Origin of the sequence: Paraburkholderia hospita (genome assembly GCF_002902965.1) — a bacterium.
GTDB lineage: Bacteria > Pseudomonadota > Gammaproteobacteria > Burkholderiales > Burkholderiaceae > Paraburkholderia > Paraburkholderia hospita.
On sequence record NZ_CP026107.1, the window covers coordinates 2,122,097 to 2,137,664 of the forward strand.

The window sequence follows — 15,568 nt, forward strand, 5'->3', positions numbered from 1 at the left end:
TAAAAAAAGACCCAGGAAGTTGCCCTCCTGGGTCCTTTGCAGACAGCTAGCTTCGACGCTTACTGTCCCGTGTATCCCACCGGCACGGTCGAATTGTTCTTCGCGACCGTCGCGTTGTTCGACACGATGTACTGCGGCACTTCCGTCAGCGTCAGCGACACCTGGCCGTTCGAATACGGAAGCGTCGTGACGTTGCCGTAACCGTCGATCTTCGTCACGTTGCCCGACGTACCCGCGTTATCGACCTGCAGCGAATAGCTCGTCGAATAGGTCGTGCTATACACGCCATTGGCGGGCCACTGGCTGTTGTTGTGCGTCCACGCGGCCGTCACGACCTTGCCGTTGTTCAGCTGCTGGAAGTCGTACACGAAGGTGCCCGAGGGCGTGTTCTTCACGCGGCCCAGCGTATTGGTGCCGTCGAGCACACGCGTCATCGTGGCAAACGCCATCGCTTCCGGCTTCGGCGAAAGGTTCGACGCACCGAACGCGCCCTGCGCATTGTTCAGGTCGAAGAACGAACCGTAGCCCACTTCACCCGGATAGTCGGCACCGTAGAACAGCGTCGTGAGCTGCGCGCCGCCGCCCAGCACGATGATGTGCGAGCGCACCCCAACGGCCGCATGCGCGAACAGCTGGTTCTGCGACGGCACGGTCGGACCATACGCCAGACCCGGATCGTAGCTCGTGCCCGCTTCCGTGAAGAACAGCTTCATGTTCGGCTTGCCGTTCTGCATCACCTGACGCAACTGCGTCATCTGATTGTCGAGCGCATTGGCCTGGTTCGCGGGACTCGGGTCCGAATCGTATTGCTCCGGCGGATGCGCCGGGTACGTACCGGCATTCCAGTAACCGTGAGTCGAGACGGCGTCGATGTAGTTCCACAGGCCGAGCGCGCCGAACTTCTGCAGATAACCCGTCGTGCAGGTCGTGCAGTTCGCTGCGAACGGATTGCCCGTGCCCATCACGACCGCGTTCGGATCGGTCGAGTGGATGCCCTGGTACGCAGCCTTGTACATCGCGACGAAGTTCGCGTCGCTATCGGCCCAGCCGAGACTCGGCTCCCACGTCACCTGATAGTAGTTCTTCTGCTGGTTCGGGTAGTTCGCCGCGCGGATCAGGCTCGTGTCCGTGCCGACCTTCGCCATGAAGTTCTGGTACTCGGTCAGATCCTTCGGTGCGTAATAGCTGTCGGTGAACTGGCCCGTCTTCGAATTCCATGCAGGAATGCCGTCGAGCCGCACGATACGCATCTGATCAGGATTGGCCTTATAGAACGGATCGAGATCGTTCACGTTGGGCGTGTACGTGTTCGGACCATTCGGCTCCATCTGCGACTGCTGACGATTGTCGATCGTCCACGTAATGCCCAGTGCGCGCAGTGCCGCGATGTTGCCGTTGAACCCTTGCATGCCGAAGCGGTGCTGGTCCTGGTGCGCATACGTGACCGTGCCGAGTGCCGACGTGAGATTTGGCAGCACGCCAAACGTCGCGATACCCGTCGGGCGCGTGCCGCTATGCGGCAGCGTGCCGCCATTCGCGCGCAGCGTGGCCGTGATCGCGCCATAGCCCGACCATGTCGACTTGCACGAGATCGTGTTGGTCTGCACGCCAGCGCTGACCGGGAAACTGCCCTGCGTCTTGATCGCGCCATTCGAATCAGCGATCGACCAGATCACGGTATCCGCGTTCGGCGAGTTCGTCGTGACCGTGAGGTTAAACGGCGCGTTGTTCTGGAACACGCGCAGGCCGTCGGTGGTCGGCGTGTCGGCCGTGATCAGACCGTTCGCCGTGCCGCCAGCCTTTTGCACCGGCGCTCCACATGAGAGCGCCGCGCTGGACGAAGGTGACGGTGCGGGCGCGGGCGTCGGAGTGGGCGTCGGCGTCGGTGTGGGAGTCGGCGTCGGTGTGGGAGTCGGCGTCGGTGTGGGCGTCGGTGTGGGCGTCGGTGTGGGCGTCGGTGTCGGTGTGGGCGTCGGCGTCGGCGTCGGCGTCGGTGTGGGAGTCGGCGTCGGCGCACCGGCCGCGACCGCACGCACCCAGCATGCTTTTGCGTAGCCGTACGCAGGGTCCGTATTCGAAACCGCGCCGACATAGCAGCCAACGCCATTCGTAAACGTACGCGGCGCCGTCAGCATCACCGACGGCGCGTTAGGCGGCACAGCGCCGAACACGACAGAGCCCGTTCCGAGGAACGAGCAGTTGGCATTCTCTTTGCCGCACAGCGTGTACGACTGGCCTGCGACGGTAATCGTCGATGCCTGGGCGTACGCCTGCTCTGCACCAAACGAAGCCAGCACGGTTGCCGACGCAACCCCCAATAGTTTCCAATAACTCATCATTGTTCGTTGATCCCGCTGAAATCAGTTTTCCCCGAAAGTCCAGCAAGATCGTTGACTGATCGACCCGCTGTGGCGTTTTCGAATACAAAGAAACCGGCATCGGATATTTATTACGGATTACTTACTATAGTGTCCGAACATGAGCAGGACACGCATTCATGCAATCTCGCTTTCGATGACCGGGAACGTGCAGAGACCCCGCGCTAGCGCGGATAGAGTTCCCAATACACATCTGATGTCAGATCAGATGAATTGATAGACGAGTCGAGCCGATCCCTGAAGATCAGGAATCCTTAACTACGGCTGAGTCGTCTTGCGCGTTTTGACAGCAGCATGCCGTCGCGAACCCTTTCGGTTCGACGAAATCGATGTACATCTACGTGATACAGGCACGAACGAACGTCACATTTCCGCGGTCGACATCTACGCGTAACCTGCGAGCACGCGCCTGAACGAGACGAAACAGCACCTCTATGCGCAAGCGCCTTAGGTAGTAATTACTTCTACTCGATCCCTACCAAGTATTAATTACAGAACATTTCAAGGCAGACGAATTATAAACGTTTCATTCGTGTAACGTTGCCCGAAAAAATGCCAAAAGGTAATGTCGCCGGTAATTTCAGAGAAATTTTGAGATATGCTTTCGTGAAGTGGTATCGATCAGGGAAGATTCACCCGCTACCGCCCGCAAAAAGTAAATTCATGATCGATATGGATATTTTTTTAGCTTTTTCGTAATACAAATGCGCTATTTATGCGTTTTAATTTTTAGTGCGCACGACAATGGGGAAAATGATCGCTCCCGATTATCAAAATATCGGGCGATTATATGAAAATGCACCAGCGTGATTAAATGGGGCGCATCCGTCTCATTGATTATTGCGCGCCTGATCCCCGCAGGCTTTCATCGTTTCCGTTCTTCAATACCAATCTTGCGCAAGTTCGAAAGGCGACGTGACTCGATCCAGCACACGCCGCACTTTCGCGCGCGTCTCACTGACCCGGCTGATTCACTTTGCCGGTGTACCGATCAAGATGGATCTCGACATCCGGCTTGCGTTGCAGTCCCATCTCCATGAGCCTGCCGATATTGTGTTGTGCCGCCGGACGCTGCACGGACGCAATGAACGCATCCCACTCCTGACCGACTTCGGCATCAGGCGGCAAACTGGCGATATCGACAAGCTGCTTGATCTGCGCAAGCGACTGCTTGTCGAACGATGCGATACGCCGCGCCAACGTATCGACGAACGGGCCGAGTTGCGCATCCGGCAGCGCGATTCACATAGCCATATCGCTCCGCGAGATCGCCATTGATATCGTTGCCGCTCAACAGTATTTCCAGCGCACGGCCACGACCCATCAGGCGCGGAAGACGCGCCATCGGCCCGCCGCCCGGCACGAAGCCAGCGCCGATTTCGAATTGCGATAGAACCGCCTTTTCACGGCTAGCGAAACGCATGTCCGACGCGAGCGACAGCTCGCTGCCCACGCCCGTCGCCCGCCCGCGTATTTCGACGATCGACACGACAGGCGCCTTACTCAGACGAACCAGCATATCGGGCAACGGCGGCAAACCGGTCTTGCCGGGAGGCATACTCGTCGTTGCTTCCAGAGGCGGCACAAAATCGTAGTGAGTTAGAAAGAAGCCGTTGACAGCACTATCGAACACCACGACCTTCAGATTCGGATCATTCTCTATCTGCGTGATCACGCTGTTCAATTGCGGTATCGATTCCGGTCCAAAGATATTGAATGGCGGATGGTCGATCGTGACGCGCCAATAGGCTGGCGTCACACGCGTGATCCTGAACTCCTGCTTCGCATTGGACGCCTGCTGCGCGCTTTGAGCATTGGAAGGCGCGGCCGGTGCGTTCTGCGCGAGAACACGGTCATTGAAAAGCAGCGCGCCCGCGACGAGTGTCACCGCCATTCCTGTCAGCTTCATGATGGTTCGCCTTCTCTCGGACATATCGGTCAGAAGATTGACGTTGTGCTCGCAACGACCGTCCGCTTCAAGACGTCGTCCCGCCATGAATCGCGGCGAGCACCTCGCGGGTGAATCTCGGGTCGTCCAACTCGAGGTCTGCCGACAATCGCGCGGTCACTTCCTGCAGAAGCCAGCCGTTGCCGTCGGGATCACTGAACGATGCGTACGATGCGTAGCTCTTCCGGTCTGGATTCAGCCCAGCCTCCTGGCATTTTCCGTCGGCATGATGGAACACGCCGCCTACGTCATGAAACGGCTGGCTGACCTCGATGCCACGACGAATCAGTTCGCTCCGCGCAGCAACGATGTCCGACACGACGAGATGAATCCCTTGTACCGAGCCCGGTGTTGCCGCCGTCATATTCTTGCCGAACATGATCGAACATCCGGAGCCGGGCGGCGTGAACTGGATCACGCGATAGTCGCCCTCGCTGGATGTGAAGTCGAGATCGAGCCGCCAGTCCAGGTCGCCGTAGAAGCGCTTGGCGCGATCGACATCCGAGACGGGAAGGACGACGATTTCGATCTTCATGTCGAAACTGATGCTCATGGTTTGCTCCGTGGACACGTTGAAACCGGCTGGCGAAAATGGCGCTAGCTATCGAAATGCAATGTAGTCGCCGAAGCACCGGCATGTCGCTAATACCATGGTATTAGCGATTCATCAGGGAGCGAAAAGCTCGAACGCAAGCCCTTCAAAAAGCACTCATCCATACGATGGCTTGTTCGGGCGATACCATCGTATGGTTGCCACTTCACGGCACTGATGGCCGAGGATTACACCGCAATCGGCGTCGCAGACATCAGCGACGCAGCCGCTAGCTTGCGTGTGTATGGATGCGTTCTCGCGCACCAGAACCTCGTCGCCCCGAAGGACCCGAGCGGCGACGAAAAATTCCACCCCTTGTTTTAGGGGCTTGCCGGCGGTGCGATGATTCGCACCGCCGCTTTTCCGCTTTCACGTTTGCTTGAAGGGCAGCGTGCTGGAGAATGCTTCGAGTTCCATCGCGCGAGCCGCCAGTTGCGCGAGCTTCGGGAATGCAACCTGATTGACGACGTCGGGCATCATCGCCAATGACGCAGACTGGTACGTGATCACGACCAGTACGTCGGCTTGCGAGAGTGCGTCGCCGATCAGCCAGCCATCACCGGCTCTCGATTCGAGCATCGTGAATCCGGAGAGCGCCTGTTCGCGCAACGATTCGGTAATCGAAGCAATCTGGCGCTCGGGCGGCCGGATCGATTCGTCATAGATGTCGCTGAGCTTTCCATAGATCGCCGAGGCGATACCGATGAACTGCAATGCGTCGCGCCGTCGCGCGCCGCTCGTCGCGAGCAATGCGCGAGCGGGGCCGACCTCTTCGTGCAGATAGTCGATGATGCTTGCGCTGTCGTAGAGAATCTCGCCTTCGTCGAGCACGAGCGCCGGCACTTTCACCATCGGGCTGAACGGGCGAATAAGGTCCTTCTGCTCATACGCGTGATAGGGCAAATGCTCGAACGGTATGCCGAGCAGCTTCAACGTGATGCCAACCCGGCGCGTATAGCCGGAAAACCAAGGGCCAATAAGCTTCATTCCTGATTCCTCGCGATTCAATGTAGGGTCGTGTTCAAGCATTCAGAACGATTCCTTGAAGGGACGCAGATCGAGCTCATGCGTCCACGCCGAGCGGTGCTGGCCGTGAAGCGACCAGAACGCATCGGCGATCGCGTCGATATCGAGCAGTCCGTCCGCGCCCTTGTGCTTGACGTGCTCGGCGAAGCGCGTGTGCACGCGCTCCCCGTCGATGCCGCCGTCGATCACCACATGCGCGACGTGCAAGCCGAGCGGACCAAATTCGCGCGCCATGCTTTGCGCGAGCATGCGCAGCCCTGCTTTGCTCGACGCAAAGTGGGCGTAGTTCGGCATGCCGCGCAGCGCACCCGTTGCGCCGCTGAAAAGAATCGAGCCTCGGCCGAGAGGCGTAAAGCGCCGTGCAGCTTCGCGTCCCACGAGAAAACCGCCAAAACAGTTCAGCCGCCAGAACGATTCGAAGACGTCGGCTTCCATCGTGCGCAGGTCCAGCGGCTGATTGTTGCCGGCGTTGTACGCGACGAGATCGGCGCTGCCGCCGTTTTCGTCGGCCTGCATCGCGATGTCGAACAGCCGGATCACGTCGGCTTCGCGCGTCACGTCCATGACGACGGCGCTCGCCGAGCCGCCCGCCTCGACGATGCTCTCGCGAACGCGTTCGATCTTCGCTTCGGTGCGCCCCGCGATGATGACGTGGCGCCCCTCTGCGGCGAAGCGGCGCGACAGTCCCGCGCCGAGTCCGTGCTCCGGGCCGACTCCGATAACCACCGCCTTCGAGCGGTCCGTGGTATGCGTTTCTGCACTGATAGACATGGCTGTTTCCCTTTACAACGATTGCGATGAGAGAACGATACCTGGTGTGCTCGGAGGGATAAACCGCTGCTACGATTCCACATTGTTTCTCCCATGAAACAATGCAGGACATGAAAGGAGCGGGACCGTGGACAAGTTTCAGGCGATGCAGGCGTTCATCCGGGTGGTCGAAAGCGGTACCTTCACGAAGGCTGCGCAGATGCTCGACCTGCCAAAGACAGCGGTGAGCCGCCTGATTGCGTCGCTCGAAATCGAACTGGGCACGAAGCTTCTCAACCGCACGACGCGCAGAGTCTCGACGACGCCGGACGGCGCGGCGTACTACGAGCGCGCGCTGCAATTGATGGGCGATCTCGCGGAGCTCGAAGGCTCGATGTCGCACGCGAAAAGCAATCCGCGGGGACGGCTGCGCGTGGATCTGCCCGTGCCATTAGGTTTGTCCGTGATCCTTCCCGCGCTGCCGACGTTCACAGCACGGTATCCGGACATCGAGTTTCATTTCGGGCTTAGCGATCGCCCCGTCGATCTCATTGCAGAGAACGTCGATTGCGTCGTGCGTGCGGGGGAGATCTTCGATCAGTCGCTGGCGGCGCGGCAGATCGGCGCTGTCAGGCAGATTCTGTGCGCGACGCCGGCGTATTGGGACAGGCACGGGCGGCCTTCCCACCCTTCCGATCTCGAACAGGGTCATGTCGTCATTCGCACGATCGCTTCGCGCACCAACCGGCCCTTTCCGATCATCGTGGCGAAGAATGGCGAGCGCATCGAGGTGCAGAACCGACGCGGGCTCACGTCGAATGACATCATGGGCTGTCTGACGATGAGCCTCGCAGGTCTCGGCGTCGTGCATGCGCTAACGTTCTCCGCCAACACGCATCTTCGAAGCGGCGCGTTGGAAGCCGTCCTGAGCGACTGGGCATCGGACCCTGTGCCGGTTTTCGTCGCGTATCAGCCCAACCGGCACTTGAGCACGAAGGTACGCGTGTTTGTCGACTGGTTGGCGGAACTGTTTGCGGGGAATGAATCGACCGCGAGGGGCGAGCGCGGTACGGGGGCGTAGGCACGATCACGCGTGCACACCCACCGTGCGACGCTCCTGACGCAGCAGTACATCGCGGTAAATGCCGGGCCGGCATGCAAGCTCCTGGGGCGCACCATCATCGACCAGCCGCCCGTGCTGAATGACCACGATGCGATCGAAATTGTGCAACGTAGACAGCCGATGCGCGATCGCCACCACGGTGCGTCCTTTCATCAGCCGGTCCAGCGCGTCCTGAATCTTCGCTTCCGATTCACTGTCGAGCGCCGACGTCGCCTCGTCGAGCAGCAGAATCGGCGCGTTTTTCAGGAACGCGCGTGCAATCGCGATGCGCTGCCGTTGCCCACCTGAGAGGCGCGTCCCGCGCTCGCCGACATTGGTTTGCAAGCCGTCTGGCAACGAGCGGATCAGATCGAGGCTATTCGCGTTCTCACAGGCTTGCAGCACTTCGTCTTCCGTCGCATTCGGACGACCGTAACGCAGGTTGTCGAGCAACGAACGATTGAACAAGGAGATATCCTGCGGCACGACGCCGACCGCGTCGTGCAGGCTGCTCAGACTGATATCGCTTAGACGCTGGCCCGAAATGCACACGGCTCCCAGGCCAGGCGGTGGATCGAATGAGCGTTGCAGTAGTGCGAGGATAGTGGTTTTGCCCGCACCCGACGGTCCGACCAGACCGACACGCTGACCCGCGTCGATGTGAAGGCTGAAATGATCCAGCACGCGGCGGCGCCCAGGGTACGAAAACGTGACGTTCTCGAAGTCGATGTTCGCGTCGCGGATCTGCAAGGTCGGAACACCCACCGTCTCTTCCATCTCGCGCGGCACGAGCAGCGATTGCGCCGCCTCGGCAAGCCGCGCGAGATGCTGGATCATGCCCACGAGCGCCACGGCAAGATCACGCGTGCCATGCAGAATCGCGAAGCCGAGCGAGCTGACCAGCACCACGTCGCCGGTCGTCGCACGCTCCTGTGACCAGAGCCACAGCACCCAGCCGAGCAGGCAGCACGACAGCACCACCGTGATGACGGCATGCAGCAGCCTGAGTTTTTCGAGGTGCCGCAGACTTGCTTCGCGGGACGCCATTTCCTGCTCGAGGAAACTGCCGATACGCAGACATTCGCGCGCCGTCGCAACAAAGGTCCGCACAGTCGCCATATTGCCGATCACGTCCACCATCTCGCCGTCGACGGACGCGGCGCGCGACGCGAAGTGCACATGACGGTCGCCGCCCCGCTTCGCGAGCCAGAACAGAAAGGCGGTCATGCAGACGGAAATGGCGACGAGCGCAAGCGCCATCCACACGCTGATCCAGCCAATCAGCACAACGGACCCGATGACCGAAAGCAGCGGCGGCAGCGCATTCCACGCCGTCAGATTCTCGATCGTATACACGGCATTGGCCGTCGCGGAGATACGGCTTGCGAGCGTGCCGGGCTGCACGTTCGAGAAATAGCCTGTCGAATGGCCGATCACATAGCCGAACAGTTCGCGCCGCACGTCGCCGGTGACCTCGACGAAAGTCCGCACGCTTGCCCAGCCCGCGATGCGCCAGAACAGATTGTCGGCGAACAGCAGCGCGACGATGACAAGAAACGCGTGGACCACGTTCGCAGGATGCGCGCGGCCAGCGGGTAGCGCGTCGATCAGATTCCTGATCGCAAACTGGGACCCTAGCGAGCAACCGACAGCGGCAACGATGCCGAAGAGAATCACCGCGTGCTGCGCGGGATGCTGGCGAACGTAGCGGAACAACAGGCTCACGGGACTGGACGCGTAACCCGCAAGCTCCTGTGCGCGCCGCCTGCGCGTGCGCCCGGCTGGCGCGGCGCCCGCGGCCTTTGAACTCGGCATACCCATTGGTGACCGCTCCGGTGTTTCGCCCCGATGAAACGAGTCGTCGAACGCGCTAACAGTCAAACGACTCATTTGCCGAACAGGCGGCGAATCGGTCAAGCATACGCTGTTCCCGCGCCTGGACGCGAGCGGCGAAACAATGGGATTTGCGCAAGACATGGCCGTGGTGCACGGCCTGGGAACTGCGGACGCGACCCGTTGAAGCACCGGCAGGCGTTGGTTATTTCATTGTTCTCGTCAGCAAGGCGACATTCCTGTCGCCCTTGGTTTTGCACCTTGCCTTGTCAATCGCGTCACAGGCGATAGACGCGTTTCGCATTGTCATGAAAGAGCGCGCTTCGTTCCTGCGGCGAGAAGCCTTTTGCCGAGCAGCTTTCGCGAGCCGTCCTTGCTTGCTGAGGGATGTGACGTCGGATGCGGCGTCGGATATGCGATAGCCGCAATCGCGCAGGGAGAGGGAAAAACGGATAATGCATTGCTGTCTCCTGTGTCGGCCGGCATCGATGGCGGGCCTTATCGAAGCGTGTCCCAGCCAGCGCGATCATCGCAGTGGTGCACTGCGCCATACCCGTCTGGGTGTGGAAGCGTGAAGCGTTCCAGCCTGCCGCATCGTTGGTCGCTGCTGTCATGCACCACGAACCTATGCGGCTTGTCGACAGAATGGCAGCGCCTGTCACTCGCAAACGAGGCGGTTTCGTTCAACTACAACTGAAAAAAATTTCACTATGCGTATCCCACCGCTCAAGGCGATCATCGCGTTCGAAAGTGTCGCTCGAACGAGGAGCGTGAATCGCGCGGCTGATGAACTGGGTTTGACGGCATCGGCCGTCAGCCATCAGTTGAGCAACCTCGAGTCGATCATCGGGCAGCCGCTGTTCCAGCGCTCGGGCCGCGGTCTCGTGCTGACGCCGACAGGCGAGCGCTATCTGTCCGACGTAACGGGTTCGCTCGCGGATCTGAGCCGCGCCACCGAGCGCGCGTCCAGCCGCACCGACGTCGACATCCTGCGCGTGCATTCGAGCCCGAGCTTCGGCCTCATGTGGCTGATGCCGAGGCTGTCGTCGTTTCAGGAAGCGAACGACGATATCCAGTTGAACCTCGCGTGCTCGTACGAGAATGTCTCGTTCTCGAATGGCTTCTACGATATCGACGTGCGGCACGGCTACGGCAACTGGAGCAACGTCGAAGTCAAGACCGTGCGCGGCGAGTTCATCGCGCCGCTCGCTTCTCCCGCGTACCTTGCGCGTCACCCGGTGAATACGCCTGAGGATCTGCTGTCGCACCGGCTGATCTATTCGGAGTCGCCGCTCGTGCAATGGAAACAATGGTTCGGCAGAACGGGCGTATCCGCAGCGCACAAGACCTTCGATTTTTCGTTCGACCGCTCTTACATGTCGCTCGAAACGGCGGCGCTCGGTCTGGGCATTGCGCTCGAAAGCGTGATGCTGGCGTCGGTGAAGATTCGCGAAGGCTTGCTGGTACCCGTATTCGACAACAGCTTTGCCGTCGAAGTCGGCGCGCATCACCTCGTCTATCCGGCGCAAAACGCCGAGTTGCCACGCGTGGCGCGCTTTCTCGCGTGGATCGAGCGCGAGGCCGCTGCGGAGCATCCGCGCCAGTCGTAGTCGCGGCAAGACAGCGCATCTGCAGGGTTTTATTGCGCTGCAACGAATCGCGGCCATCCCGCCCGCGACCTTCATCTGAATTTTTCTCAGCCATTGTTGAGCGTTTCCGCGTTGATGCGCGAGCCCCGTCAGCCGACACTCGGGGCACACATCAACACACAGGAGACAACTCATGCTGCTCGAGAACAGGATCATCATCGTAACGGGCGCGGCCTCACCGCGAGGCATCGGCAGGGCCACGGCCAACGCACTCGTTGCGCAGGGCGCGCGCGTCGTGATCCTCGATCTGCGCAAGGAAGACGCGGAAGCCGCCGCCGCCGACCTCGGCGCCGGACACCTAGGCCTTGCCTGCAACGTCACCGACAAGGATGCCTGCGTTGCCGCCGCGCGCATCACGCTCGAACGCTATGGCCGCATCGACGGACTCGTGAATAACGCCGGCATCACACAGCCGGTTCGCACGCTCGACATCACAGGCAAGGACTTCGACGCGATCGTCGACGTGAATCTGCGCGGCACGCTGTACATGTCGCAAGCGGTGATTCCGGCTATGCAGGAACAGAACGGCGGCAGCATCGTCTGCATGTCGTCGGTGTCCGCGCAACGCGGCGGCGGGATCTTCGGCGGTCCGCACTATAGCGCGGCGAAAGCGGGCGTGCTGGGTCTCGCGAAAGCGATGGCGCGCGAATTCGGCCCGAACCGCATTCGCATCAACTCGATCACGCCCGGCCTGATCCAGACCGACATCACGGGCGACAAGCTGACGCCCACGATGCGTGAAGACATCATCAAGGGCATTCCGCTCGGCCGGCTCGGCGATGCCGCCGACGTCGCCAACGCGTGCCTCTTCCTCTTGAGCGATCTGTCCAGCTATCTGACGGGCATCACGCTCGACGTCAATGGCGGGATGCTGATCCACTGAGAGAACCGTGCCGCCAGCAGGCGGCACAATCGACGCAACCGGGAAAACCCGGGGCGAACATGGCAGGAGACATTCCATGAAAGCGAAGTACACCGCGTCACCGGTTACGGGTGATGTACTGCCGCGCAACGATTCGCAGACTTTTGAAGCGAAGACGTACGCAAAGGTCGGCCGCCGGCTGATCCCCTTTCTGATGCTGTGCTATCTCGGCGCCTATCTGGACCGGGTCAACGTGGGCTTTGCGAAGCTGCAGATGCTCAGCGATCTGCGTTTCAGTGAAACCGTCTACGGCATGGGCGCGGGCATTTTCTTTCTTGGCTACTTCCTGTTCGAAGTGCCGAGCAACGTGATCCTGCATCGCGTCGGCGCGCGCCGATGGCTTGCGCGCATCATGCTGACATGGGCCGTCATCTCGGCGAGCTTCGTGTTCGTCAAGTCACCAACGGCCTTCTACGCGCTGCGGTTTTTACTCGGCGTCGCGGAAGCGGGCTTTGCGCCCGGCGTGATTCTTTATCTCACGTACTGGTTTCCGTCCGAGCGCCGCGCGAAGGCACTGTCGCTGTTCTTCATGGCGATTCCGCTTGCAGGCATGATTGGTGGCCCGCTGTCGGGCTGGATCATGCACTCGCTGCAAGGCACGATGTCGATGGCGGGCTGGAAGTGGCTGTTCCTGCTCGAAGCATTGCCGTCGCTCGTACTCGGCTTCGCGATCCTGCTGTATCTCGACGACGGTATCAAGCAGGCGAAGTGGCTGAACGATTCCGAGAAAGCGCTGCTCACACGCAACGTCGCCGCCGATGCCGAACATAAAACCGCGCACGTCTCGATCCGCGCGTTCATCGGCGACCGCCGCCTGTGGCTGATGGCCTCCATCTACTTCTGCGTCGTGCTGGGGCAATACGGCCTGACCTTCTGGCTGCCGACCATCATCCGCAAGGCGGGTGTCGCCGATCCGCTGTGGGTGGGCGCGTTCACGGCCATTCCGTATCTGTGCGCAATCATCGCGTTGCCGCTGGTCGGCATGAGCGCGGACCGTCGACGCGAGCGCCGCTTTCACCTCGCCATTCCGATGCTGGTCGCCGCTGCAGGCTTTGCGACCTTGCCGATGCTCGGCAGCGTGGGTGCGTCGATCGTCTGTCTGAGCATTGCGGCTGCGGGCATTCTCGCGTCGTCGTCGCAGTTCTGGTCGCTGCCGACAGCCTTGCTGGGCGGCATGTCGGCGGCAGCGGGCATCGCCGCTGTGAACTGCTTCGCCAACCTGGCGGGCTTCTTCTCCCCGGCGATCGTCGGCTGGCTGAACGATCTGACGGGCAAATCCACGGCCGGACTGATCTTCATCTCTGTCGCGGTCACGCTTGGCGCAGCGCTCGTTTTTCTGGTGCCAGCCAAATCCGTTAACCGCTAATTCGCTTCGCAACCTTTTCGTTTGAACACTGGAGCTATCATGGACACTGAAACCGTCAACGATACGGTCACGCTCGCCGAGCGAGCCTACCGCATTCGTAGAAACGCGCTGCTGATGGGCGAAGTACAAGGCCAGGGCTATATCGGCCAGGCACTCGACATCGCCGACGCACTCGCCGTCGCCTACTTCGGCGCAATGCGCTACCGTCCCGAAGACCCCGAATGGGAAGGCCGCGACCGCTTCCTGCTGTCGAACGGTCACTACGCGATTGCGTTGTACGCCGCGCTCTTCGAAGCCGGCATCCTGCCCGCCGATGAACTCGAAACCTATGGCAGCGATGAAAGCCGTCTGCCCATGTCCGGCATGGCGAGCTACACACCCGGCATGGAGATGTCAGGCGGCTCGCTCGGCCACGGTTTGACGATTGCCGTCGGCCGTTGCCTCGGACTGAAGCGCAAGAACTCGGACGCCTTCGTCTACACGCTTTTCTCCGATGGCGAACTCGACGAAGGCGCGATCTGGGAAGGCCTCATGTCCGCCGCGCACTGGAAGCTCGACAACCTGATCGCGATCGTCGACGTGAACAACCAGCAGGCAGATGGCCCGTCGACGCAGATCATGGCCTTCGAGCCGCTCGTCGAAAAGCTCGAGGCATTCGGCTGGTACACGCAACGTGTGAATGGCAACGACATCGACGCCGTCAAGCAGGCGTTCGACAACGCCCGCACTCACGACAAGCCGCAACCGCGCATCATCGTCTGCGATACGAAGATGGGCTGCGGCGTGCCATTCCTCGAAGACCGCGAGAAGAACCATTTCATCCGCGTCGATGCGCACGAGTGGCAACTCGCGCTCGAAGCACTCAAAGCAGGGAGACAAGCATGAGCACCGTCGCCAAGAAGCCAAAGCTGAAGACGTCCGCGATGATCGCGTCGATCGCGGGTGAAGGTCAGGTAACCCGTTCCGCGCCGTTCGGCCACGCACTTGTTGAACTTGCACGCTCGAAGAGCAACGTGATCGGCATGACGGCCGACCTCGGCAAGTACACCGACCTGCACATCTTCGGGAAGGAATTTCCTGACCGTTACTATCAGATGGGCATGGCCGAGCAGCTGCTGATGGGCGCGGCCGCTGGCTTCGCACATGAAGGCGCGCAACCGTTCGTCACGACCTACGCGGTGTTCGCCACGCGTCGCGCGTACGACTTCATCCATCAGGCGATCGCCGAAGACAACCTCGACGTGAAGATCGTCGCCGCACTGCCCGGTCTCACGACAGGCTACGGCCCGAGCCACCAGGCCGCCGAAGACCTCGCGCTGATGCGCGCGATGCCGAACATGACCGTGATCGATCCGTGCGACGCGCTCGATATCGAGCAGATGGTGCCCGCAATCGCTGCTCACAAAGGCCCCGTCTACGCACGCCTGTTGCGTGGCAACGTGCCCGCCGTGCTCGATGAATACGACTACAAGTTCGAACTCGGCAAGGCGAAGCTGCTGCGCGACGGCAACGACGTGCTGCTGATCTCATCGGGGATCATGACGATGCGCTCGCTCGAAGTGGCCAAGGCACTGGAAGCGGACAACATCGGCGTCGCCGTGCTGCACGTGCCGACCATCAAGCCGCTCGATACAGCGACGATCCTTCGAGAAGCAAAGCGCACGGGACGCATGGTGATCGTCGCGGAGAACCATACGGTGATCGGCGGTCTCGGTGAAGCAGTGGCCGGCACGCTGCTTGGCGCGGGCGTGACCCCGCCGTTCCGCCAGATCGCACTGCCCGACGAGTTCCTCGCCGCCGGCGCCCTGCCCACGCTGCACGACCGCTACGGCATCTCGACCGACACAATGGCCGCCAGTATCAAGACGTGGCTCGGGTAACGGATCGAATTCCAATCGAGCCGTAACCGTACGGCAAGCGTTATTGCCCGGAATGACCGCAAGCCTGGAGGACGCGGTCATTCGATTCCGCAAAGATGCAGAGCCCATATGCACCAATGCAC

The 15,568-nt window shown here is 60.8% G+C and carries 11 protein-coding genes and 1 pseudogene; 6 read left to right on the forward strand and 6 right to left on the reverse strand.

Annotated features, from left to right (window positions below; all coding sequences use genetic code 11):
- Window positions 1-59 precede the first annotated feature (59 nt).
- The 5 genes and pseudogenes from C2L64_RS42900 to C2L64_RS42925 form a co-directional block, all read right to left on the reverse strand.
- Window positions 60-2,339 carry a glycoside hydrolase family protein gene (locus tag C2L64_RS42900; RefSeq protein WP_143055687.1) on the reverse strand — a complete coding sequence of 760 codons (2,280 nt, stop codon included), beginning with the start codon at window positions 2,337-2,339 and terminating at the stop codon, window positions 60-62.
- Between the two features lie 993 nt (window positions 2,340-3,332).
- Window positions 3,333-4,287, reverse strand: a pseudogene (locus tag C2L64_RS42910) (enoyl-CoA hydratase/isomerase family protein).
- Between the two features lie 67 nt (window positions 4,288-4,354).
- Window positions 4,355-4,879: a VOC family protein gene (locus tag C2L64_RS42915; protein WP_009770094.1), complete on the reverse strand. Its 525-nt coding sequence runs from the start codon at window positions 4,877-4,879 to the stop codon at window positions 4,355-4,357.
- A gap of 408 nt (window positions 4,880-5,287) precedes the next feature.
- Complete coding sequence (locus C2L64_RS42920; protein ID WP_009770093.1) at window positions 5,288-5,905, reverse strand: glutathione S-transferase family protein; 618 nt, start codon at window positions 5,903-5,905, stop codon at window positions 5,288-5,290.
- A gap of 42 nt (window positions 5,906-5,947) precedes the next feature.
- On the reverse strand, window positions 5,948-6,715 hold the full coding sequence (locus C2L64_RS42925; protein WP_009770092.1) for an SDR family NAD(P)-dependent oxidoreductase: 768 nt from the start codon (window positions 6,713-6,715) through the stop codon (window positions 5,948-5,950).
- Between the two features lie 127 nt (window positions 6,716-6,842).
- Between C2L64_RS42925 and C2L64_RS42930 the strand changes: the two genes are divergently transcribed.
- Complete coding sequence (locus C2L64_RS42930; RefSeq protein WP_009770091.1) at window positions 6,843-7,775, forward strand: LysR family transcriptional regulator; 933 nt, start codon at window positions 6,843-6,845, stop codon at window positions 7,773-7,775.
- Window positions 7,776-7,781: 6 nt separating this feature from the next.
- On the opposite strand, the gene C2L64_RS42935 is transcribed toward C2L64_RS42930, so the two are convergent.
- Window positions 7,782-9,617 carry an ABC transporter ATP-binding protein gene (locus C2L64_RS42935; RefSeq protein WP_007747700.1) on the reverse strand — a complete coding sequence of 612 codons (1,836 nt, stop codon included), beginning with the start codon at window positions 9,615-9,617 and terminating at the stop codon, window positions 7,782-7,784.
- A 722-nt stretch (window positions 9,618-10,339) separates the two neighbouring features.
- On the opposite strand from C2L64_RS42935, the gene C2L64_RS42945 reads away from it, so the two are divergent.
- From C2L64_RS42945 to C2L64_RS42965, 5 genes are all read left to right on the forward strand, one after another.
- Window positions 10,340-11,239: a LysR substrate-binding domain-containing protein gene (locus C2L64_RS42945; RefSeq protein WP_009770090.1), complete on the forward strand. Its 900-nt coding sequence runs from the start codon at window positions 10,340-10,342 to the stop codon at window positions 11,237-11,239.
- 172 nt (window positions 11,240-11,411) lie between these two features.
- The gene (locus C2L64_RS42950; protein ID WP_009770089.1) at window positions 11,412-12,161 is read left to right on the forward strand and encodes an SDR family NAD(P)-dependent oxidoreductase; all 750 of its coding nucleotides are present in this window, start codon (window positions 11,412-11,414) and stop codon (window positions 12,159-12,161) included.
- 76 nt (window positions 12,162-12,237) lie between these two features.
- A complete protein-coding gene (locus tag C2L64_RS42955) occupies window positions 12,238-13,566 on the forward strand; it encodes an MFS transporter (RefSeq protein WP_009770088.1) in 1,329 nt (442 codons plus the stop codon).
- A 39-nt stretch (window positions 13,567-13,605) separates the two neighbouring features.
- Window positions 13,606-14,451, forward strand: coding sequence for a transketolase (locus tag C2L64_RS42960; protein ID WP_007747705.1), 846 nt, complete (start codon window positions 13,606-13,608; stop codon window positions 14,449-14,451).
- On the forward strand, window positions 14,448-15,446 hold the full coding sequence (locus C2L64_RS42965) for a transketolase family protein (protein ID WP_009770087.1): 999 nt from the start codon (window positions 14,448-14,450) through the stop codon (window positions 15,444-15,446). The genes C2L64_RS42960 and C2L64_RS42965 overlap by 4 nt, the downstream gene beginning before the upstream one ends.
- Window positions 15,447-15,568: the final 122 nt, after the last annotated feature.